The 21,644-nt window shown below is 67.8% G+C and carries 18 protein-coding genes and 1 pseudogene; 13 read left to right on the forward strand and 6 right to left on the reverse strand.

Going from position 1 to position 21,644, the window contains the following annotated elements; genetic code table 11:
* From C662_RS18310 to C662_RS18335, 6 genes are all read left to right on the forward strand, one after another.
* Positions 1-571, forward strand: a 571-nt coding sequence (locus C662_RS18310) for a hypothetical protein (RefSeq protein WP_002932956.1), incomplete at its 5' end; no start/stop codon positions are given.
* Positions 572-665: 94 nt separating this feature from the next.
* Positions 666-1,643 carry a peptidoglycan-binding domain-containing protein gene (locus tag C662_RS18315; RefSeq protein WP_002932957.1) on the forward strand — a complete coding sequence of 326 codons (978 nt, stop codon included), beginning with the start codon at positions 666-668 and terminating at the stop codon, positions 1,641-1,643.
* 229 nt (positions 1,644-1,872) lie between these two features.
* Positions 1,873-2,457, forward strand: coding sequence for a DUF4956 domain-containing protein (locus C662_RS18320; RefSeq protein WP_002932964.1), 585 nt, complete (start codon positions 1,873-1,875; stop codon positions 2,455-2,457).
* Between the two features lie 73 nt (positions 2,458-2,530).
* Positions 2,531-3,379, forward strand: a complete 849-nt coding sequence (locus C662_RS18325; RefSeq protein WP_002932965.1) for a polyphosphate polymerase domain-containing protein — start codon at positions 2,531-2,533, stop codon at positions 3,377-3,379.
* 94 nt (positions 3,380-3,473) lie between these two features.
* On the forward strand, positions 3,474-4,457 hold the full coding sequence (locus C662_RS18330) for an esterase-like activity of phytase family protein (protein ID WP_002932968.1): 984 nt from the start codon (positions 3,474-3,476) through the stop codon (positions 4,455-4,457).
* A 91-nt stretch (positions 4,458-4,548) separates the two neighbouring features.
* A complete protein-coding gene (locus tag C662_RS18335; RefSeq protein ID WP_002932971.1) occupies positions 4,549-5,685 on the forward strand; it encodes a TIR domain-containing protein in 1,137 nt (378 codons plus the stop codon).
* Positions 5,686-5,691: 6 nt separating this feature from the next.
* On the opposite strand, the gene htpX is transcribed toward C662_RS18335, so the two are convergent.
* The 3 genes from htpX to def form a co-directional block, all read right to left on the reverse strand.
* The gene (gene htpX / locus C662_RS18340) at positions 5,692-6,531 is read right to left on the reverse strand and encodes a zinc metalloprotease HtpX (RefSeq protein ID WP_002932974.1); all 840 of its coding nucleotides are present in this window, start codon (positions 6,529-6,531) and stop codon (positions 5,692-5,694) included.
* Positions 6,532-6,632: 101 nt separating this feature from the next.
* The gene (fmt, locus tag C662_RS18345) at positions 6,633-7,592 is read right to left on the reverse strand and encodes a methionyl-tRNA formyltransferase (protein ID WP_002932977.1); all 960 of its coding nucleotides are present in this window, start codon (positions 7,590-7,592) and stop codon (positions 6,633-6,635) included.
* A complete protein-coding gene (def, locus tag C662_RS18350) occupies positions 7,592-8,095 on the reverse strand; it encodes a peptide deformylase (protein WP_002932979.1) in 504 nt (167 codons plus the stop codon). The genes fmt and def overlap by 1 nt, the downstream gene beginning before the upstream one ends.
* A 187-nt stretch (positions 8,096-8,282) precedes the next feature.
* Here def and C662_RS18355 point away from each other — a divergent pair, with 187 nt between their 5' ends.
* From C662_RS18355 to C662_RS18370, 4 genes are all read left to right on the forward strand, one after another.
* Positions 8,283-9,317: a LysM peptidoglycan-binding domain-containing protein gene (locus C662_RS18355; RefSeq protein ID WP_198291911.1), complete on the forward strand. Its 1,035-nt coding sequence runs from the start codon at positions 8,283-8,285 to the stop codon at positions 9,315-9,317.
* Positions 9,318-9,354: 37 nt separating this feature from the next.
* The gene (gene dprA, locus C662_RS18360) at positions 9,355-10,521 is read left to right on the forward strand and encodes a DNA-processing protein DprA (RefSeq protein WP_002932985.1); all 1,167 of its coding nucleotides are present in this window, start codon (positions 9,355-9,357) and stop codon (positions 10,519-10,521) included.
* Between the two features lie 113 nt (positions 10,522-10,634).
* Positions 10,635-11,105 carry a DUF494 family protein gene (locus C662_RS18365; RefSeq protein ID WP_002932993.1) on the forward strand — a complete coding sequence of 157 codons (471 nt, stop codon included), beginning with the start codon at positions 10,635-10,637 and terminating at the stop codon, positions 11,103-11,105.
* Positions 11,106-11,210: 105 nt separating this feature from the next.
* A complete protein-coding gene (locus C662_RS18370) occupies positions 11,211-13,775 on the forward strand; it encodes a DNA topoisomerase III (RefSeq protein ID WP_002932995.1) in 2,565 nt (854 codons plus the stop codon).
* Between the two features lie 142 nt (positions 13,776-13,917).
* Here C662_RS18370 and ipdC read toward each other — a convergent pair.
* Positions 13,918-15,536: pseudogene (gene ipdC, locus C662_RS18375) on the reverse strand (indolepyruvate/phenylpyruvate decarboxylase).
* Between the two features lie 121 nt (positions 15,537-15,657).
* Here ipdC and C662_RS18380 point away from each other — a divergent pair.
* Positions 15,658-16,179, forward strand: a complete 522-nt coding sequence (locus tag C662_RS18380) for an Lrp/AsnC family transcriptional regulator (RefSeq protein ID WP_002932997.1) — start codon at positions 15,658-15,660, stop codon at positions 16,177-16,179.
* A gap of 67 nt (positions 16,180-16,246) precedes the next feature.
* Here C662_RS18380 and C662_RS18385 read toward each other — a convergent pair whose 3' ends face one another.
* Positions 16,247-16,717 (reverse strand): Dps family protein, encoded by a 471-nt coding sequence (locus C662_RS18385; RefSeq protein ID WP_002932999.1) that lies wholly within the window; start codon positions 16,715-16,717, stop codon positions 16,247-16,249.
* 118 nt (positions 16,718-16,835) lie between these two features.
* Entirely contained in the window at positions 16,836-17,786 is a 951-nt protein-coding gene (locus tag C662_RS18390) for a hydrogen peroxide-inducible genes activator (protein ID WP_002933000.1), read from the reverse strand.
* A gap of 134 nt (positions 17,787-17,920) precedes the next feature.
* Between C662_RS18390 and C662_RS18395 the strand changes: the two genes are divergently transcribed.
* Both C662_RS18395 and C662_RS18400 read left to right on the forward strand, forming a co-directional pair.
* Entirely contained in the window at positions 17,921-19,969 is a 2,049-nt protein-coding gene (locus tag C662_RS18395) for a TonB-dependent receptor plug domain-containing protein (RefSeq protein WP_037985050.1), read from the forward strand.
* A 154-nt stretch (positions 19,970-20,123) separates the two neighbouring features.
* Entirely contained in the window at positions 20,124-21,593 is a 1,470-nt protein-coding gene (locus C662_RS18400; protein WP_002933005.1) for a DegQ family serine endoprotease, read from the forward strand.
* Positions 21,594-21,644 lie beyond the last annotated feature (51 nt).

Genomic DNA, 21,644 nt, shown 5'->3' on the forward strand with positions numbered 1-21,644 from the left:
CGCCCGGCACCGGCCCGGGGCACGCCCCGCTGCGCCCGGCCTCGGCGCGCGCCTGGCGGCCTGGTTCGGCCAGGGTTTCGGCGGCGCGGCCGCCTTCGCTTCGATCTTCACCCTGGCGCTGGGTGCGCTGATCGGCCACTACCTGCTGCCGCCGCCCGAAGCCGTTGCGCCGCTCGCACGCCAGGGCGAGCCGATCCGCAATCCCGCGCTGGCCGTGGCCCTGCAGGCGGCGCCGAGCGGCGTCGTGGTCGACCTGGGCGATGCCCGTGTCGAGATCATGGCGAGCTTCGCCGGGCGCGACGGCCAGCTCTGCCGCGAATACGCCCTGACGGGCGCCCGAACCGGGCACGAGCTCGGCATCGCCTGTCGTGGCGGCGTGGCCGAGACGGGCTGGCAGCTCGCCTTCGTCGCCCATGAGCCCGCCAGCGCTGCGGCCCAGGGCGGCTACGGCACCGCCAGCGACCGCCTGCACGAGGCGGTGGATGCCTTCCTCGGCGCGCATGTCGAGGAAGGCCCTTTCGACGCCGAACGCGAGCGCGCACTGATCGAGCGCGGCTGGACGCCGGACTGATTTTTTTCGCGGCGGCCGGGAATAAACCGGCCATCCGCACGTTGTCGGAACAAGCAGGGCACGGCCCTGGCTCGAATCCCTCAGGAGTTCCGACATGAAGACCCCAACCCTCGCCATCACCGCCGCCGCCCTGCTCGGTCTCGGCGGTTGCACCACCCTCGTCAATGAGCAGGCCAGCGGCTTTCAGAGTCCGGTGAGCCCGGTGATGACCGAGCATTCGCTCGCCCTGTCCTGCCTCGGCGGGCTGATCGAGCGCAGCGGCAGGCCCGCGCTCACCGTCTTCGTCGAGGACGTGCCCGACACCACCGTGCCGCGCAGCTTCGAGGAGCGGCGCCTGAGCAGCGGCGGCGCATGGTGGCTGCACACCGCGATCAACCGCCTCGGCACCGCAAGGGTGCGCTCGGCCAGCGCCGACCGGGCCAAGCCCGGCGGCAACCACATCGTGCTCGAAGGGGCCTGGACGCAGGACGACACCAGCGTCGGCAAGGGCGGGGCCGACGTCGGCGGCCGGCGGCGCACCGGCAGCGGCCTGCTCGACCTCGGCTTCGGCTTCCAGCGCCGCGCCGACGTCATCGCCGGCGACTTCCTGTCCTCGCGCAACGGCCATGTGCTGCATGCGAGCGCGATCAGCGTGACCGTCAATGCGAGCGGCGCCAGCCTCGGCCTGCGCATCGAGGACGGCCGCAACAGCCTGGGCGTGGACCTTGGCAACAACAGCAGCGACGGGCCGCAGTTCGCCCAGCGCCGCATCGCCGAGGCGGCCGTGCTGGTGCATGTCGCCCATGCCTTCAACGTCGACTACCGGCCCTGCATCGAAACCGCCTGGGCCTCGCCCACCGGCCACACGGCCAATGTGCAGGCCTACGGCAGGATGTCCGCAAGCGAGCGCCATCGAGCGGTGCAGCAGGCGCTGGCGCGCGCCGGCCATGCACCGGGCGCGATGGACGGGGTGTGGGGCGAGCAGAGCGCGCGCGCGCTGATGCGCTTCCAGGCCGCACACAAGCTGCCGGTCACCGGGCGGCACAGCGCCGAGGTCTATGCCGAGATCCTGCGTCACGCACGTGCCCAATGAGTTGCCCGGGCCCGGCTGGCCCGATGCAGGGGGACCTTCGAGCGGGGAGGCGTCGCGAGACGTCTCCCCGCTGTCCTATCGGCGCCCAGGTGACGCGCGAAGCTGTAACGGAAATGTAAGAACGCAGCACGCATGGAATAAGCCGGTCCCGGATGCGTTGTCGGTGCAAGGGCGCACGAGGAATACGCCCGAATGCAAGCCCCCCCCGACCCAAACACCGGAGACCATCATGAACCTCGACTTCCCCCACACCGCCGTCCTCGAACTGGTCGCCCGCTTCGGCATCGACGTCATCGCCATGGTCGCGCTCGTGTTCGGCATGTATTACCGCCGCTACCGCGACAAGGAACTGGTCACCGCCGCCGCGCTGTTCAACATCTTCGCGTTCGCGGTGCTCACCATCCTGTCCTCGGTGGAATTCAGCGTCGCTGCCGGCTTCGGCCTGTTCGCCATCCTGGCGCTGTTCTCGCTGCGCTCGGAGCAGATCAGCAAGACCGAGATCACCTATTTCTTCGGCAGCGTGGCAATCGCGGTGATCTGTTCGGTGCAGGGCACGACGCTGGAGTTCGTCGCCACCGTGGCCGCGCTGATCCTGCTCGCCGCCTGGATCATCGACCACCCGCGCATCCTGCGCTCGGCCGACGGCGTGAAGATCACCCTGGACAAGATCGACGCCCACGCCCTGTCCAAGCCCGAGGTCATGCGCGCCGACCTCTCCGCCCGCCTCGGCGTGGAGGTGATGTCCTACCAGATCACCGCGCTCGACTACATCAACGACATGGCGCGCATCAACGTCTTCTACCGCAAGCACTGAGGCCCGTAGCACGGTGCGGCGCACGCCGCCGCGCCGCGCGACCTGCCCCTTGCCCCCTCCCCCGGAGACCGTCATGAGCCACCCCAACGACCCCACGCCGCCGCTGTTCGGCGACTTCCACCCGATCTCGCTCGAGGTCCTGAACGCCAAGGCCGCCATGCTCGAGCGCCTGGACAACAAGTACGTGGTGCGCGAGAACGTCCTGCGCGCGGCGCTAGCCGAGCTGGCGCAGCACTTCGACGTGCTCGAGATCGGCGGCAAGCGCGCCTTCACCTACGAGACCTGCTACTTCGACGACGATGGCCTGCATAGCTACTACGACCACCACCAGGGCCGCCGCCGCCGTTGCAAGGTGCGAGTGCGCAAGTACACCGACGCGCAACTGTGCTTCGTCGAGGTCAAGCTCAAGGACAAGCGCGGCATCACGGTCAAGAAGCGCCTCGACTACACGGTGGACAAGTACGGCACGCTCGACGAGCAGGCCTGCGCGCACATCGATCGAAGCTACCGCAACCTGTACGGCGAACCCTTCCGCCACCGCCTGCAGCCGGTGATCGAGATGCGCTACCAGCGCGTGACGCTGGTCGCCCGCGAGGGCGGCGAGCGCATGACGATCGACGGCAAGCTGCTGTTCTCCAAAGGCGAGCGCTCGCTCAGCACCCGCCCCGACGTGTTCATCGTCGAGACCAAGTCGGCCAACGGCAACGGCATCGCCGACAAGATCCTGCGCGCGCTGCACCAGCACCCGACCTCGCGCTGCTCGAAGTACTGCGTGGGCATGGCGGCGCTCGAAGCCGTGGCGCGCCACAACAAGTTCCTGCCCGCGCTGCGCAAGCTCGAGGTGGTGCCCGAGCGCCCGTGCGCGCCGGACAGGTTTTCCCGCCTCCCGTTCGCCCCGCTGCTGCAGGCCGGCCTGCACTGAACGCGCCATCCTCCGCATCATTGACCCACTCGGCGCCCTTGCCGCCACCCGGTGGGCGCCGCTGCACCCGAACATCCAACACAGGACCTCAGCGATGAATGCAAAGCTCACCGCACTTCCCACCCTGGCGCTCGCGCTCGCGCTCGCCAGCCCGCTCTCGCCGGCCCAGGAACCCGCTGCACGCGCCACGCCCACCCCGGCGCAGGGCCCCGGCCCGCTCGTCGTCGCCGCCACCCTGCGCGTGCTCGGCGCCACGATTGACGGCGAGCGCATCGCCGAGCTCTCGGGCCTGGCCTGGGATGCGGATGAGCAACGCCTGTACGCGATCTCCGACCGCGGCGTGCTGTTCCGCTTCAGTGTCGCGCTGGGCGCCAACGGCGAGCTCGACATCGAGCCCCTCGCGGCCAGCCGGTTGCTGCCGCCCCCCGGCGGCAGCGCGGGCGTGGACGCCGAGGGCCTGGCCGTGACCGGCGCCAGCGACGGCATCAGGGGCAACAGCGAACTGCTGGTGTCGACCGAGGGCGAGCCGCGGGTGATCCGCTACACCCTGGCGGGAAAGCCGCTCGGCACGCTGCCCCTGCCCGATGGGCTGGACGATCCCGAACGTTTCCGGCGCAGCAACGCGATGCTCGAAGCGGTGGCCCTGCACCCGGAGCACGGCCTGCTGGTGGCGGCCGAGGCGCCACTGGAAGGCGAGGCCGCCGGTCACCACCGCGTGGTCGCCGCCGAGCGCGCCTGGTCCTTCCCGAGCTATCCGGCGCACAACGCCCGCCTCAAGGGCATGGACGTGATGGACGATGGGCGCCTGCTGGTGCTCGAGCGTGCCGAATCCGGCAAGGGCAAAGCCAGGACCATGGTGGTGGCGCTGCGCGAGGTGGATCTGGCCGCCTGCGCGGTCGGGCAGGTCTGCGCGGTGCGCGAGCTCGCCGTGCTCGACCGCCCGGACGAGGCCGACAACTTCGAGGGCCTGACCGCGCTCGGCGATGGCCGCGTCATGATCGTCAGCGACGACCGCGGCAAGTCGGGCCGGGGCACCACCTTCACCGTGCTGCAGCGTCGATCGCCCCTGACTGAATGACGCGGGGCGAGGTCGCAGCGCCACCACGCAGACGCGGGCGCCGGGCTGATCTATGTTTAAAAGCAGATCACAAGCCAGGGGATTGCTCGCCATGGAACCGGTGGATCTGTTCTACAGCTACGCCCACGAAGACGAGAAGCTGCGCGACGAACTGGACGGCCACCTGGCCTTGCTGCGACGCAAGGGCGTGATCCGTCCGTGGCACGATCGCGGCATCGTCCCGGGGCAGAAATGGGACGAGGCGATCGACACCCAGCTCACCCACGCCGACCTGATCCTGCTGCTGGTGAGCATGGACTTCCTCAACTCCGACTACATCTGGGGCAAGGAACTCGCCACCGCGGTGGCGCGCGCCGAACGCGGCGACGCCAGCGTAGTGCCGATCCTGCTGCGCGCGGTGGACATCGAGGACGCCCCTTTCGCCCACCTGCAGGGCCTGCCCACCGACCTGCGCCCGGTCACGTCCTGGCCCAACCGTGACGAGGCGTGGACCGATGTGGCGAAGGGCATCCGGCGCACGGTCGAGAAGATCCAGCAGCGCTGGGCGAGCGCACCACCGCCCAGCCCAGCACCATCAGCGCCACGCTCGAGCGACTTCGGCACCGCCACCGCCACCGCGCCGGCCCCCGAGGCGGACTTCAAGGTGCTTGGCACCCGGCTCGGCGCACGCGCAAAAAAGGATGCGCGCGTGGCGGACAAGAGCCCGGACCCGCTGCTGCGGCGCATGATCGCCGGCTTCGCCAACGAGCTGTCGGTGGCGGCCCGCATGCGCGGGGTCGCGGACATCGGCAGCGACGAGGCCGAGGGCACCGCCCTGGCGCTGATCGACATGCCCGATCAGAAACGGGTGCTGTGGGTGGATGACAAGCCCGAGGGCAACCGCCACGAAGTGGCCGCGCTGGCCAAACTGCAGATCGAGACCGTCGCCGCGCACAGCACCGAGGAAGCACTGGCGCGCCTCGATGCGGACGATGAGGGCTTCGATCTGGTGATCTCGGACTGGAGCCGGCCGGAGGCGCTGGAAGGCATGCCCAGCGCAGGCCTGAAGCTGCTGCGCGCGCTGGCATTACGACCGCGCCGGCCACCGGTGATCTTCTACCACGGCGAATTCGACGACACGCGACGCGCAGCGCGACGCGATACGCTGCTGCGGGCCGGCGCCTTCGGCGAAGCGGTGCTCCCCGGCGAACTGCTCGCCCTGGTGCGCACCGCCCTGCAAGCCGCCTGAGGGCGCTCAGCGCATCGCACGCAGGCGGGCGATGCGCTCCTGGGTGGCGGGGTGGGTCGAGAACAGCCCGCGCAGGCCGCCGCCGGAGAGCGGGTTCATGATCATCATCTGCGCCGTTTCGGGGTGCTGCTCGGCGGTATGCATGGGGATGCCGCGCGCGTAGGCGTCGATCTTGGCGAGCGCGCTGGCCAGCGCCTCGGGGTCGCCGGAGATTTCAGCGCCGCCACGATCGGCACCGAACTCTCGGGTGCGGCTGATCGCCATCTGGATGATCATGCCGGCCATCGGCGCCAGGATCATCATCGCGATCGACACGATCGGGTTGGGACGGTTCTCGCCGTCGCGACCTCCGAAGAACATGCCGAAATTGGCCAGCATCGAGATCGCGCCCGCCACCGTGGCCGAGATCGTCGAGATCAGGATGTCGCGGTTCTTCACATGCGCCAGCTCGTGCGCCATGACGCCGCGCAGCTCGCGCTCGGACAGCATGCGCATGATGCCGGTGGTGGCGGCCACCGCGGCATTCTCGGGGTTGCGGCCGGTGGCGAAGGCGTTGGGCTGGGCCTCGTCGATGATGTAAACCTTGGGCATCGGCAGGTCGGCGCGCTGGGCGAGCTCGCGCACCATGTTGTAAAGGTAGGGCGAGGAGGCGGCATCGACCTGGCGCGCGTTGTACATCTTGAGCACGGCCTTGTCGGAGAACCAGTAGGCCCAGAAGTTCATGGCGCCGCCGATGACGAGCGCGATCAGCATGCCCTGCTGGCCGCCGATGGCCGCGCCCATGGCGCCGAACAGGGCGACGATGCCGGCCATCAGGATGGAGGTCTTGATCCAGTTACCGAACATTGCGGTGTCCTTCCTGCAAAAGGTTGATTCAAAAGCCTAGTTTGGGGCCCGACCAGGCAAATTCAAGCATGGTGCGAGGCCCGCCGGCCCAACCGTGGCGCTCAGGCCACGGTTGCGAAGCGTTCGCCCACAGAGACCGGGAAGCCGCGCAGGAATTCCGCGGCAGGCAGGCGCTTGCTGCCCGGACGCTGTAACACCGTGCAACGCAGGGCGTCGCGACCGCAGGCGACGGTGATGCCGTCGTCGCCTGCCGCGATCACCGTGCCGGGCTCGCCCCGGCCGGGCACGACCTCGGCCGACCAGCACTTGACCACCGTATCGCGCAGGCTGGAAGCCGCCCCGGGGAAGGGGTCGAAGGCACGCGTCGCGCGCTCGATGTCGGCCGCCGGGCGCGTCCAGTCGATGTTCGCCTCGGCACGCCCGATCTTGGCAGCGTAGGTCACGCCCTCGGCCGGCTGCGGCCTGGCGACCAACTCGCCGCGCTGCAGGGCGGCCAGCGCGGCGACGATGCACTCACCGCCGAGCGCCGCGAGGCGGTCGTGCAGCGTGGCGGTCGTGTCGCGGGGCAGGATCGGCGTCGAGCGCTCGAGCAGCATCGCACCGGTGTCCAGGCCCTCGTCCATCTGCATGATGGTGATGCCGGTCGCGGCGTCGCCGGCTTCGATGGCGCGGTGGATGGGCGCGGCGCCGCGCCAGCGCGGCAACAGCGAGGCGTGGATGTTGAGGCAGCCCAGGCGCGGCATGTCCAGCACCGCCTTGGGCAGGATCAATCCGTAGGCCGCCACCACCAGCACGTCCGGCGCACAGGCCGACAGGCGCGCACGCTGCTCGTCCGTGCGCAGCCTCTCCGGTTGGTCGACCTCGATGCCACGCGCCAGGGCGAGCTGCTTGACCGCGCTCGGCGTGAGCTTCATGCCACGGCCGGCAGGGCGGTCGGGCTGGGTGAGCACCAGCGGCACCGTGTAGCCGGCCTCAAGGATGGCTTCGAGCGCGCAGGCGGCAAACTCGGGCGTGCCGGCGAAGGCGACGCGCAGCGCCGCGGGGGAGAGGGTGTCGGCCATCACGCGGTGATGCGGGCCTTCTTGGCCAGCTTGCTCTTGATGCGGCCGAGCTTGAGCTGGGACAGGTATTCGACGAAGACCTTGCCGTCGAGGTGATCGATCTCGTGCTGGATGCAGACCGCGAGCAAGCCGTCGGCCGCAAGTTCGTAGGGCTCGCCCTTGTCGTCGAGGGCGCGCACCCGAACCCGCTCCGCACGCGTCACCTTCTCGTAGATACCGGGGACGGAGAGGCAGCCTTCCTCGCACACCTGTTCGCCCGAGCGCTCGAGAATCTCGGGGTTGATCAGCGTCATCAGGCCGGATTTGTCCTCGCTGACGTCGATGACCACCACGCGCATGTGGACGTTGACCTGGGTGGCCGCGAGCCCGATGCCGGGCGCCTCGTACATGGTCTCGGCCATGTCGCGCACGAGCTGGCGAATGTCGTCATCGACCGCTGCAACCGGCTTGGCAACCGTATGCAGGCGGGGATCGGGGTATCTGAGAATGGGTAGGAGAGCCATGAATGCCTTGCCGCGTTAAACCTTTAAGTGCAGAATTTCAAGCGTTTTCACATGCATGCGCATGTACTGCGCCGGGGACTCGAAGCGCTTCACGACCGTGTTTGCTTCGCGCATCCGGTTCGACCCTGTCCATGCAACAGCGTTCCAGGGCCTCGTCGGCACGCCCCGCATCTACCGGAAGCGATCAATGACCCGAATTATATTCTCTCTGCTCGTCGCCTTCGCGGCCCTGTTTGGCGCGAGCGCCCACGCTCAATCCGGTGTCCGCCTTGCTGACAACGCACCCGACAGCTACACGGTGGTCCGTGGCGACACCCTGTGGGACATCTCGGGCCGCTTCCTGCAGGAACCCTGGCGCTGGCCCGAAGTCTGGCGCCTCAACCGCGAGCAGATCCGCAACCCGCACCTCATCTACCCGGGGCAGGTCATCCTGCTCGACCGCAGCGGCCCCTGGCTGAGCATCGGCCGGCGCATCGGCGGCACCCAGGACGATCGCTTGCAGCCGCGCATCTACAGCGAAGCACTCGACAGCGCCCTGCCCAGCATCCCGCTGCAGGTAATCGAGCCCTTCCTGAACCGCCCGCTGGTCATCGACGGCCCCCGCCTGGAAGGCTCGGCGACCATCATCGCCACCGAGACCAGCCGCGTGCTGACCGGCACGGGCGACACCATCTTCGCCAAGGACGTCGGCGACGCCGCCGAGGTGTGGCACATCTACCGCCCGGCCAAGCCGCTCGAAGACCCGGTGACGCGCGAAACCCTGGCCTGGGAGGCTGCCTACCTCGGCACCGCGCGCGTGACCGAACGCGGCCAGCCAACCACCCTCGAGGTCACCACCTCGGTCGAGGAAATCGGCGTCGGCGACCTGATGATGCCGAGCGATCGCCCGAGCGTGTTCTCCTTTGCGCCGCATGCGCCCGAGCGCGACGTGAACGGGCGCATCATCTCGATTCATCGCGGCGTGAGCGAAACCGGTCGTCTGCACGTGGTGGCGCTCAACGTCGGCGAACGTGACGGCATCGAGCGCGGCCACGTGCTGGCCCTGTTCCGCAACCGCGGCACGGCCGAATATACCGGCGACGGCGGCAAGGAGACCTTCCAGCTGCCCGAGAAGCGCTACGGCATGGTGTTCGTGTTCCGCGTCTTCGATCGCATCTCCTACGCCCTGGTGATGGAATCCGACGGCCCGGTCACCCTCTCCGACGTCGTACGCCAGCCCTGACGGTCGCCGCCGAGACTCACACGCACTCCCAGGCCTCTTGTCCGCCGATCACGACGACCTCGCCGACTGGTTGCGCCTGAGCTCGCTGCCGGGCCTGGGCGCCGACCGCCAGCGCAGCCTGCTTGCCGCCTTCGGCCTGCCGCGCCACATCTTCGGCGCCGGCCGCAGTGCGCTCGCGGCAGTGGTGGGGGGCGAAGCCGCGGATACAGTGCTCGGCACCCCGCAGGCCGAATGGATGGAGCGCGCGCTCGCCTGGGCGGCCGAGCCCGGCAGCCACGTGCTCACCCTTGCCGACGAAGCCTATCCACGCAGCCTGCTCGACATGGCCGACCCGCCGGTGCTGCTCTACGTCAAGGGCGACCCGGCCCTGCTCCAGCGCCCGGCGATCGCCCTCGTGGGGGCGCGCTCCGCAACCGCTCAGGGAGAGGCCAACGCCGAAGCCTTCGCCCGCGAGCTGGCGGCGCAGGGCTTCACCATCGTCAGCGGGCTTGCTCTGGGTATCGACGCGGCAGCCCATCGCGGCGCGCTCGCCGCAGGTACAGCCGGGGGCGGCACGATCGCCGTGATCGGTACCGGAATCGATCGCATCTACCCCGCACGCAACGCAACACTTGCCCGCGACATCGCCCGCTGCGGCGTGGTCGTCAGCGAGTTCCCGCTCGGCACACCGCCACTGCAGCACAACTTCCCGCGCCGCAACCGGCTCATCGCCGGTCTCGGGCAAGGCGTGCTGGTGGTCGAGGCGGCACTCAACAGCGGCTCACTGATCACCGCGCGACTGGCGACCGAATGCGGCCGCGAGGTGTTCGCGATCCCGGGCTCGATCCATTCGCCACTGTCGCGCGGCTGCCACCGCCTGATCCGTGAAGGCGCCAAGCTGGTCGAGACGGCCGAAGACGTCGTCGAGGAATTGCGCGGCCGGCTCGGCTGGGCGGCACCCGAGCGCCCGCACACGGCGGCCGGACGCCGTCGACGCGAACGCAAGGATGCCGCTTCGACGCCGCCGACCATGTCCCAGGCCGAGCTTGCCCTCGACGGCGAGGCGGCACGGGTGCTGCAGATCATCGGCCATGACCCGGTGGACATCGACACGCTGGCCCAGCGCTGCAGCTTGACGGTCGATGCCCTGTACGCCATCCTGCTTCCGCTCGAGCTGGATGGACTCCTCGCGCGCTTGCCCGGGGGGCGCCTCCAGCGCATCTGAATCCGGCCGCACATCACCAGCCGCACGCAAGCACAGCGGGCGGAGCCCTCCATCCGGCATGCCGGTCCTGGAACCGCCCACCACGCTGCCGACCGCCCCAAAATGAGGCCGCCTTGTTCGACATCCTCGTATATCTCTTCGAAAGCTACATCCACGCAGACGCCTGCCCCGAATCCGATCTGCTCGCCCGCAAGCTGTCGGCGGCCGGATTCGACCAGGACGAGATTTCCGAAGCGCTCGACTGGCTGGCCGGCCTGCGCCGCGTGGCATGCGACATCCACCCCGGCATCGCGCCCAGCAGCGGATCGGTACGGATCTACACCGATGAAGAGCAGAAGCAACTCGACGCCCGCTGCCGCGGCTTTCTGAGCCTGCTCGAAAGCGCTGGCGTCCTCGGCGCCGCGCACCGCGAGCTGATCATCGAGCGTGCGATGGCCCTGAACGACTTCACCATCTCGCTGAATCGCCTCAAGGTCATCGTACTGATGGTGCTGTGGCAGCAGGAAGAGCCTATCGACACCCTGATGGTGGACGAGCTCCTCACCGAAGAGGAAGACTGGGCCTACGAACCGACCTTGCATTGAGTGGTCAATCCAGCCTGCTTGCAAGCGCAAGCAAGCTGTCCTTATCATCCGCCGCTTCCCGAACCCCGCGCGCCCGCTGGGCGCCACAGTCGTCTCGACACGAGCATGAGCAAGCAACTGATCATCGCGGAAAAGCCTTCCGTTGCGCAGGACATCGCCCGTGCGCTGGGCGGCTTCACCAAGGAGAAGGATTACTTCGAGTCCGACGAATACGTCTTGTCGTCGGCCGTGGGTCACCTTCTCGAGCTCACCGTGCCCGAGGAGTTCGAGGTCAAGCGCGGCAAGTGGACCTTCGCCCATCTGCCGGTGATCCCGCCCCACTTCGCGGTCAAGCCGATCGAGAAGACCGAGGATCGGCTCAAGCTGCTCACCCGGCTCATCAAGCGCAAGGACGTCACCGGCCTCATCAATGCCTGTGACGCGGGCCGCGAGGGCGAGCTGATCTTCAACTTCATCGCCCAGCACGCGGGCAGCAAGAAGCCGATGCAGCGCCTGTGGCTGCAGTCGATGACCGCACAGGCGATCCGCGACGGCTTCGCCCATCTGCGCGCCGCGCAGGACGTCGAGGGCCTGCGCAACGCGGCGATCTGCCGCGCCGAATCCGACTGGCTGATCGGCATCAACGGCACGCGCGCGATGACCGCGTTCAACTCCAAGACCGGCGGCTTCCACCTCACCACCGTGGGCCGGGTGCAGACGCCGACGCTGGCGATGGTGGTCGAGCGCGAGGACCGCATCCGCAAGTTCAAGTCGCGCGACTACTGGGAACTCGAGGCGCGCTTTGGCTGCGCCGCCGGCGAGTACCCCGGGCGCTGGTTCGACGAGAAGTTCAAGAAGCCCGAGGGCGACGAGCACGCCACCGCCTTCCGCCTGTGGGACAAGGCCCAGGCCGAGGCCATCCGCAGCAAGTGTGCAGGCAAGCCGGGCGTGGTCAGTGAAGAGGCCAAGCCCTCCACCCAGTTGTCGCCGCTGCTGTTCGATCTCACCAGCCTGCAGCGCGAGGCCAACGGCCGCTTCGGCTTCTCCGCCCGGGTGACGCTGCAACTCGCCCAGGCGCTGTACGAGAAGCACAAGGTGCTGACCTACCCGCGTACCGACGCGCGCGCACTGCCCGAGGACTACCTCGCCACGGTGAGCGAGGTCATGCGCACGCTGCCCGACAAGTACGCGCCCTTCGCCAACGAGATCGCCAAGCACGGCTGGGTGAAGCCCAACAAGCGCATCTTCAACAACGCCAAGATCTCCGACCACTTCGCGATCATCCCCACCGGCGCACTGCCGAAGAACCTGTCCGAAGCCGAACACAAGATCTACGACCTCGTCACCAAGCGCTTCCTGGCGGTTTTCTACCCCGCGGCCGAGTACCAGATCACCACCCGCATCACGCGCGTCGAGGGCGAGGCCTTCAAGACCGAGGGCAAGGTGCTGGTCAATCCGGGCTGGCTGGCGGTGTATGGCAAGGAAGCGGCCAACGACGAGAAGGATGCCAAGGACGGCAGCGCACCGCAGCTGGTCGCTGTGAAGCAGGGCGAAACGGTGTCCACCGAGGACATCACGGTCAAGTCGCTGCAGACCAAGCCGCCAGCGCGCTTCAACGAAGCCACGCTGCTCTCCGCAATGGAAGGCGCGGGCAAGATGGTCGACGACGAGGAATTGCGCGCGGCGATGGCCGAACGCGGTCTCGGCACGCCAGCCACCCGCGCGCAGATCATCGAAGGCCTGATCAGCGAGCAGTACATCCATCGCGAAGGCCGCGAACTGATCCCGAGCGCCAAGGCCTTCTCGCTGATCACGCTGCTGAAGGGACTGGGCGTCACCGCGCTGACCTCGCCCGAACTCACCGGCGGCTGGGAATACAAGCTCGCGCAGATGGAGCACGGCAAGCTCAGCCGCGAAGCCTTCATGAACGAGATCGCCGAGATGACGCGCGAGGTCGTAGAGCGCGCAAAGCGCTACGAGTCCGACACCGTACCGGGCGAGTTCGTGACGCTGCAGACGCCGTGCCCGAAGTGCGGCGGCGTCGTGAAGGAGAACTACAAGAAGTTCGCCTGCCAGGCCTGCGACTGGAGCACCTGGAAGATCGTCGCCGGTCGCCAGTTCGAGTACGACGAGATCGAGACCCTGCTGCGCGAGGGCAAGGTCGGCCCGCTGCTCGGCTTCCGCAACAAGATGGGGCGCCTGTTCAATGCCGACATCGTGTTGAACGAGGACAAGCAGCCCACCTTCGACTTCGGCCAGCCCAAGGAGGGCGAGGAGGCCGAGGCGGTGGACTTCTCCGCGCAGGAGGCCGTCGGTGCCTGCCCGAAGTGCGCCAGCCGGGTGTACGAGCACGGCATGGCCTATGTGTGCGAGAAATCGGTGGGACCAGGCAAGAGCTGCGATTTCCGCTCCGGCAAGATCATCCTGCAGCAGCCAATCGAACGCGAGCAGATGGCCAAGCTGCTGACCGAGGGCAAGACCGATCTGCTCAAGGGCTTCGTGTCGGCACGCACGCGGCGCAAGTTCTCCGCCTTTCTGGTGCGCGGCAAGGACGGCAAGGTTGGCTTCGAGTTCGAAGCCAAGGCACCGAAGGCGACCAAGCCCGCAGCGGCGAAGGCGGGCGAAACCGCAGGCGAGGGTGCTGAAGCACCCGCTCCGCGCAAACGCAGCACCACGCGCAAGGCGAGCTGAACAGACCAGACAGCTCGCGACTTGCGTCGCGCCTACAGCGAGGCCGCACGCGGCGCGGTTTTCCGCGTGGGAGCGGCACCCGCCGCGAGGGGTTGAAGGCGATGCCCCCTTCAACCCCCTCGGCCGCGCACGCCGATCCGGTTCAGCCCGATTTGGCGGCGTTCAGGCGCTTGACCCCGGCGACGAAGCGCGACAGCGTCTCGGACAGCACACCACGCGGGATCATCACTTCGATGAGCTGGAAACGCCCACGCGTCGTCATCGCACGATCCAGCGCCTGCTTGAGCTGGGCCCGGGTGTGCACGCGCACGCCGTCGCCGCCCATGCCCGCAGCCATCTGCGCGAAGCCCCAGTCGTCGAGATCATTGAAGCCCGACTCGGGCTGGAAGGTGCGCAGCATCTCCCAGCTGCTGTTGTTGAACAGCAGCACGATCGGATCCCAGCCGTAGCGTCGGCAGTTGCCCAGTTCCCAGCCCGTCATCTGAAAGGCGCCGTCGCCAACGAGGATGAGCGGACGCTGGCCCGTAGCCGCCTGCAGGCCGAGGCCCGCGGGCACACCAAAACCCATCGTGGCGTAATAGCCCGGCGCCACCAGGGCGGTGTGCTCGATGTCCATCGCGGTGAACAGGCAGTCGCCCATGTCGGAAGCGATCGGCAGCTTGCCATGCTCGGCCATCAGGTCATTGACGGCCAATGCCACGTCGGCTGGCGCGATGGTGGCCTCGTCGGCCACCAGGCCATGCGGGAAAGCCGGGCGCGACACCTCGAAGTGTTTCGCCGCCGGGGGCACGCAGGCAAGCAGGCCATCGACGAGCGCATCGAGCGGGATGCGTGGGTAGGTGTGGTAACCCATCGTCACCCGTCCCTCCAGCGCCTGGATGGTCTTGCGCAGGTCGATGTGCTTCTCTGACACCGCGAAGTTGGTGTCCGAGATGATCACGCCGAGCAGGAACAGACCGTCGGAGTCCTCCACCAGCCGCGTCACCTCGGGCAGGCCGGCCAGGCCCATGTAGGTACCCATCAGCGGTGCGCCATGATCTGCAAGCAGGCCGCGGCCCATGAAGCTGGTCACCACCGGCAGGCCAAGGCGGCGCGACAGCTCGGCGACCTTGTCCTCGAGCCCGAAGCGGCGCACCTCGACCCCCACCATCAGCACCGGCGCGGATGCGCGCCCGATACGTTCGAGGATCTCTGCGACACACGCCTGCAGCGCCTCGCCATCGACCGCCGGCGACGGCTCGGCGATCACCGCTGCGCAGGGCTGGGCGACCATGTCGCGCGGGATCTCGATGTACACCGGCTGCGAGTTGCGCAGGCAATTGGCGAGGACGCGCGCGATGTCGGCGGGCGCGCGCGCTGCATCGTCCAGACGCACCTGATCTCACGGAAGATCTGGAACTGGGAGTCGAGCGTCTTGGCCTGGTGATGCAGCAGCAGCCCGGAGTTCGACTCGCCGCGGCCCGGACCGCCGGACAGGACCACCAGCGGTGATTTCTCGGCATACGCTGCGGCCACCGAGTTGATCATGTTGAGCGCACCTGCGCCGTAGGTTACCGCGGCCACGCCCAGTCCGCCGCCGATGCGTCCAGCCGCGTCGGCGGCGAAGCCCACCCCTGGCTCATGCGAGAGCGTATGCAGGGGCAGGATCTTCGATTCCTCGATGATGCGGAAATAGGGCAGGGCGAAGTCGCCCGGGATGCCGAAGATCTGCCGCGCGCCATGCGCCTTGAGCGCATGCAGCAAGGATTCGGTAAGCGTCATGGGGTGTCTCCTCAGGTGGTCTTGTGAGGAGCATTATGCTGCGCATCCCACACATAAAGTGCGCGTTATTCGCGCATTTATCGGTAATATGCGCACAATTCATGCATATGAAAGCACATAAATGAGCACTTTCACCGTAGACCGTCAGGATCTGGCACTCCTCGATGCCCTGCAGCGCAGCGGCAATGCCACCAATGCCACGCTTGGCGAACAGGTCCACCTGTCCGCATCCCAGGTGAGCCGGCGCCTGCAGCGCCTGCAGGAAGGCGGACTGATCGCCGGTTACGCCGCACTGCTGAACCCCGCAGCCGTCGGCCTGGGCGTCACCGCCTTCGCCCATGTCGTGCTCGAGCGCCAGGGCGGGGCACGCAGCGAAGCCTTCGAAGCCGCCGTCGCCGGCTTGCCCGAGGTACTCGAGTGCTTTTCGGTGAGCGGCAACGCCGACTACGTACTGCGCCTGGTTGCTCCCGACCTGGCCGCTTTCTCCGAACTGATGATGAAGCGCGTGCTGTGCCTGCCCGGCATCGCCAACGTGAAGACCGACATCGTGCTCGGCCGCGTGAAGCAGACCCATGTCCTGCCCCTGGACCACATCACCCAGCCCAGCCAGCCCAGGCAACGCGTGCGCTTTTCCGGAGGCTGAAATGAGGACGGGCCCCGCAGGGCCCGTATGCAACTCCGCGCGCCGACTGGCGCGGCTGCACTCAAGCTCAGGCTTCGAGCAGGCTGCGCAGCATCCAGGCGGTTTTCTCGTGCACCTGCATGCGCTGGGTCAGCAGGTCGAGGGTAGGCTCGTCGCTCGCCTTGTCGGCGACCGGCGCGATGCTGCGTGCGGTCTTGATCACCGCTTCCTGGCCCTGGACGAGCAGGCGGATCATGTCCTGCGCCGAGGGTACCCCGTCCGGCTCACTCATGCTGGTGAGCTTCTGGAACTCCTTGTAGGTGCCGGGCGCCGGGAAGCCCAGCGCGCGGATGCGCTCGGCGATCTGGTCAACTGCGAGTGCGAGTTCGTTGTATTGCGCCTCGAACATGAGGTGCAGCGTGTTGAACATCGGCCCGGTGACGTTCCAGTGGAAATTGTGTGTGGTCAGGTACAGGGTGTAGCTGTCCGCCAACAGGCGCGAAAGGCCCTCGGCGATCTTGGCGCGATCCTTCTTGGTGATGCCGATATCGATTTCCATGTCGCTTCTCCTGTGATTGATGCGCTGGAGCGGCTGCGTCCAGCCGGGATGGTTCAATCGTAAGCCAATCGGTCCAATGAATCCAATTGATCGCCGGAATACCTTTCATGCCGCAGGGCTATGCCTGGCGCAGCCCCGTATCCACCTGTGGAACACGCCCCACCGGCCGTACCCCGGGCAGTTCGCTGTCCAGGATCGCCGCTCGTAGCACGTCGATCGCCCCGCTGCGCGGGTAGGTGACACGCCACGCCAGGGCGACACGGCGCTGAGGCTCGGGGTCGCTGAACGGCCGTACCGCGACCAAGGGGTTCTGCGCCGACATCTCGTCGACCGCCGAACTGGGCAACACCGTCACGCCGAGACCCGTGGCCACCATGTGGCGGATGGTCTCGAGCGAACTGCCCTCCAGCGTGCGCTGCAGCCCGCCGATGTTGCGGCAGCTCGGGCACACCTCGAGCACTTGCTCGCGGAAGCAGTTGCCCGCGCCAAGCAGCAACAACTGGTCGTCGGCGAGGTGCTCGGCCGAGACCGACTCATCCTGCGTCCACGGATGGGCCGACGGCATCAGCACCCGGAACGGCTCGTCGTAGACCGGCTGGGCGACGATGCCGGGCTCCTCGAACGGCAGGCTGATGATGATGACATCGAGCTCGCCGCGCTTGAGCGACTCGGCCAGGCGAGCGGTGAAGTTCTCCTGGATGATCAGCGGCATGCGCGGCGCAAGCTGGTGCACGCGCGGGATCAGGCGCGGCAGCAGGTAAGGGCCGATGGTGTAGATCACCCCTACGCGCAGCGGGCCTGCAAGCGGATCCTTACCCGCCGCGGCGATCTCCTGGATCTGGCTCGCCTCCATCAGCACCTTCTCTGCCTGCGCGACGATGCGGCGACCGGTCTCGGTGATCTTGACCTCGGAGGCGCTGCGCTCGAAGAGCTGGACGCCGAGCTCCTCCTCGACCTTCTTGACCGCCACAGACAGCGTCGGCTGTGACACATGGCATTTCTCGGCCGCACGGCCGAAATGACGCTCGTACGCCAACGCGACGAGGTAGCGGAGATCGGTCAGGGTCATGGCGTTTATGCGTTCCGGAAAAGGAATGGAGCCTGAAGCGGATAGCTGGGGATGTTACAGCTTCCAATGCCCTCCTGCGCGACCGGCGGCTCACCGCTATACTTCGCCAGCCCTGACTCAGCTCAAACCCATCGATGCGCTCCCACTCCGGTACTGCCGGCGGATTGGCCCTGATTCTCACCGCAAGCCTGTGCGCAGGACAGGTGCGGGCAGAAGACAGCTTCTTCGCACCGCTGCCGGTCGTGCTCAGCGCCTCGCGCCTGCCCCAGACCCTGCACGACAGCCCGGCTGCGGTCACGGTATTCGATGCGGACTTCATCGCTGCCACCGGCTACCGCGACCTCAGCCGCCTGATGCGGCTCGTCCCCGGCTTTCAGGTTGGCCAGGAACGCGGCAACGCACACTGGGTCACCTACCATGGCCTGGGCATGGACTATCCACTGCAGATGCAGGTCCTGATCGACGGGCGCTCTTATCCTGCGCCCTCGTTCAACTCTTCGGCGGAGCGCATCTCGCTGCAGGATATCGAGCGCATCGAGGTGGTACGCGGCTCAAACTCCGCCGCCTTCGGCTCGAACGCCTTCCTGGGCATCGTCAACATCCGCACCCGGCATAGCGCCGACAACACCGGAACAAAGCTGCGTCTGAGCCGTGGCGCGCCCGGCATCCTGGACGTCAGCGCGCGCCATGCCGTCGAATCGGCCCCGCTCAGCCTGCGCATCAGTGCGCAGCACGAGGCCGACGAAGGCTTTGCCGGGCTGCATGATGGTCGCCGCACGAACCTGTTGTCGGTGCGGGGAGATCTCCAGCTCGACGAACGCAACGAGCTCAACCTCAATGCGGTGCTTGCCGAGGGCCGGCGCGACGCGGGCTATGAGCGCTCCTTCTTCAACAGCGCCGGCATGCGCGAATCGCAGCACGCCAACCGCACCTTGCACCTGCGCTGGCGCCACGTCGCCGCGGCCGAAGAGGAGTGGCTGGTATCGGCCTACTGGAATCGCCAGCGCGTGCGTGACGAATGGCGGCTGGATTCGCGCATCAACCCCCCGCTCCCGCTCGCGCCTGGCGTTGCCTTCGGTGCCGACGTCGGCAACACCGCAGTGACCGACCAGCACAGTCTCGAAGTCGAGCACCGCTGGCGCCTCGATCCCGCCACACGCGTGCTGTGGGGCGCCGAATGGCGGCATGTCGAGCAGGCCTCGCCCTTTTATTTCCACGCTGCCAAGGCGCACCAGCGCAGCGAGCAGCGCCTGTTCGCCAATCTGGAATGGCGCAGCGCACCGGCATGGCTATGGAACTTCGGCGGCATGGTGGAGAAGCTCGGTGGCGATGCCGCTCGTTTTGCGCCACGCGTATTCCTCAACTGGCAGGCCGCTCCCGACATGACCTGGCGTCTCGGCCACTCGCGCGCCTGGCGCCAGCCCGGACTTTTCGAACGCAATGCCGATGTGCGCATCGTTTCCGACACCGGTACGCTGCTGCAGCAACGCCAGCTTCCCAATCCGGCCCTGAGGCCGCAGCGCATCGACGCCTTCGAACTCGGCTTCCTGGGCGTGCTGCCTGACCAGCGCAGCACCCTCGACGTGCGCCTGTTCCATGAGCGCATCGATGATCTCATCGTGCGCCAGCCCGGACCGCTCATCACCGACCTGCCCCGCACCGGCGACGCGGGCTACCTTGCCTTCCTGGAGACCCTGCGCAGCACGCGCTGGGAGAACTACGCCGGCGAGGTCCGCCTCAGCGGACTCGAGTACCAGCTGCGCACCAGCCCATGGCCCGGGACCGAGTTCATCCTGTCGCACAGCATGATCGATCGCCGCGCCGCGGACGACCGCATCCGCAGCAATACCGCACCCTACTCCGGCAGCCTGAGCTGGCTGCAACGCGTCGGCCCCTGGCAATCGATGCTGAGCGTACTGCGCATGGGACCGATCGACGCCGGCTTCAGCTACGTGCCCGGCTTCAGCTACACCGTGCCTGCGTACACCACCGTGGACTGGAGTGCAGCGCGCAGCTTCCGCCTTGAACACGGCACCCTGAGCTTGCGGCTGAGCGCGATCAACCTGCTCGGCCGCCACCAGGAACTGGCCAACCGGCCACTGCAGGCACAGGCGGAGTATCGCAACCGGCCGGCGAACCAGGCCGGGCGACAGGTCCATGTCACGCTACAGGCGGAATTCTGACGCCCCTGGCGAGCAGGCAGAAGCGCCGGCCTTGAAGTCACGCCCGCTCGGCCCGATCTGAAAGCGGACGTGTCGTCGGGAACAGGATGCGGATTCCCGCGTCCACGCACTCGTGCACGTCCATCAACTTCCACGACCACGCGTGAATACCGATATGAAGAAGATCATTGCCGTCAGTGCCCTCGCCGTCGCGCTTGCAGCGGCGCTCCCGCAGGGGGCCTTCGTGTCGCCGGCCATGGCGCAGGCGACCGCTCCCTCCATGGTGTCGCCCAACCGCTACGGGCTGCCGGACTTCGGCGACCTGGTCGAGCAGGTCGGACCTGCGGTCGTCAACATCAGCGTCGTCCAGCGCCAGGCACAGGGCGTCACCGGTGAGAACCCGTTCGCGAACGACCCCTTCTACGACTTCCTGCGTCGCTTCGGGGTACCCATGCCGGGATTCCCGGGCCAGCCGGGCATGGGGCCGCGCGCACGCCAAGGCATCGGCTCGGGTTTCATCGTCAGCCAGGACGGCTATGTGCTGACCAATGCCCATGTGGTGGCAGGCGAGAACGCGGATGCCGCGCTGTCCGAGGTCACCGTGCGGCTGATCGACAAGCGCGAGTTCAAGGCAACGGTGGTGGGGGTCGACCGCCGCACCGACGTCGCCCTGCTCAAGATCGACGCGCAGAACCTGCCCACCCTCAGGATCGGCAATGCCGACGACGCCCGCGTCGGCGAGTGGGTGGTGGCGATGGGCTCACCCTTCGGATTCGACAACACGGTCACCGCCGGCATCATCTCGGCCAAGGCGCGCCGCCTGCCGGACGAGACCTACGTACCCTTCATCCAGACCGACGTCGCGATCAACCCGGGCAACTCGGGCGGCCCCTTGTTCAACCTCGCGGGCGAAGTGATCGGCATCAATTCGCAGATCTACTCGCGCTCGGGCGGCTTCATGGGCATTTCGTTCGCAATCCCGATCGACGTTGCCATGAACGTCAAGGACCAGCTCGTCGCCCACGGCCGTGTCCAGCGCGGCCGCCTGGGCATTGCCATCCAGGGCGTCGACAAGGAGCTTGCCCAGTCCTTCGGGCTGGCCGAGGCTCACGGCGCGCTGGTGGCCAGCGTCGACCCGGGCAGCGCGGCGGAGAAGGCCGGCCTGCAGCCCGGTGACGTGGTGCTGCAAGTAGATGGCCGGCGCATCTCCGATTCGGCCGAACTGCCGCGCGTGATCGGCGAGAAACGCCCGGGGACCCAGGTGCGCATGGAGATCTGGCGCGATGGCCGCAGCCGCAGCGTCACCGCAACGCTCGACGAACTGACCACCGATACGGTGGCCGCAGCCGACCCCCTGCCCAGCCAGGTGGAAAAGCTGGGCGACAAGCTCGGGCTGAGCGCACGCGCCCTCACCGCCCAGGAGGCTTCCGAACTGCGGCTGCGCGGCGGCCTAGCCGTGGAGAGCGTCGATGGCGCCGCCGCGCGTGCCGGATTGCAGCGCGGCGATGTAATCCTGGCCATCAACAACCAGCCGGTGACCACCATCGCCGAGTTCCGCGCTCAGTTGCAGCGTTCGGGCAACCGCTTCGCACTGCTGATCCAGCGCGGCAGCGCACGCATCTTCGTCCCCGTCCGCATCGAATAAGTCATTCGACACGCTGGCGGGGGGCTGCAGCACACGTGCTGCAGCCCCCCG

This window comes from Thauera sp. 28, assembly GCF_000310145.2.
Lineage (GTDB): Bacteria > Pseudomonadota > Gammaproteobacteria > Burkholderiales > Rhodocyclaceae > Thauera > Thauera mechernichensis.

Coding starts and splice junctions, on each gene's coding strand:
- C662_RS18315 (WP_002932957.1), top strand. CDS start 666: ATGAAGACCCCAACCCTCGCCATCACCGCCGCCGCCCTGCTCGGTCTC.
- C662_RS18320 (WP_002932964.1), top strand. CDS start 1,873: ATGAACCTCGACTTCCCCCACACCGCCGTCCTCGAACTGGTCGCCCGC.
- C662_RS18325 (WP_002932965.1), top strand. CDS start 2,531: ATGAGCCACCCCAACGACCCCACGCCGCCGCTGTTCGGCGACTTCCAC.
- C662_RS18330 (WP_002932968.1), top strand. CDS start 3,474: ATGAATGCAAAGCTCACCGCACTTCCCACCCTGGCGCTCGCGCTCGCG.
- C662_RS18335 (WP_002932971.1), top strand. CDS start 4,549: ATGGAACCGGTGGATCTGTTCTACAGCTACGCCCACGAAGACGAGAAG.
- htpX (WP_002932974.1), bottom strand. CDS start 6,531: ATGTTCGGTAACTGGATCAAGACCTCCATCCTGATGGCCGGCATCGTC.
- fmt (WP_002932977.1), bottom strand. CDS start 7,592: ATGGCCGACACCCTCTCCCCCGCGGCGCTGCGCGTCGCCTTCGCCGGC.
- def (WP_002932979.1), bottom strand. CDS start 8,095: ATGGCTCTCCTACCCATTCTCAGATACCCCGATCCCCGCCTGCATACG.
- C662_RS18355 (WP_198291911.1), top strand. CDS start 8,283: ATGACCCGAATTATATTCTCTCTGCTCGTCGCCTTCGCGGCCCTGTTT.
- C662_RS18370 (WP_002932995.1), top strand. CDS start 11,211: ATGAGCAAGCAACTGATCATCGCGGAAAAGCCTTCCGTTGCGCAGGAC.
- C662_RS18380 (WP_002932997.1), top strand. CDS start 15,658: ATGAGCACTTTCACCGTAGACCGTCAGGATCTGGCACTCCTCGATGCC.
- C662_RS18385 (WP_002932999.1), bottom strand. CDS start 16,717: ATGGAAATCGATATCGGCATCACCAAGAAGGATCGCGCCAAGATCGCC.
- C662_RS18390 (WP_002933000.1), bottom strand. CDS start 17,786: ATGACCCTGACCGATCTCCGCTACCTCGTCGCGTTGGCGTACGAGCGT.
- C662_RS18395 (WP_037985050.1), top strand. CDS start 17,921: ATGCGCTCCCACTCCGGTACTGCCGGCGGATTGGCCCTGATTCTCACC.
- C662_RS18400 (WP_002933005.1), top strand. CDS start 20,124: ATGAAGAAGATCATTGCCGTCAGTGCCCTCGCCGTCGCGCTTGCAGCG.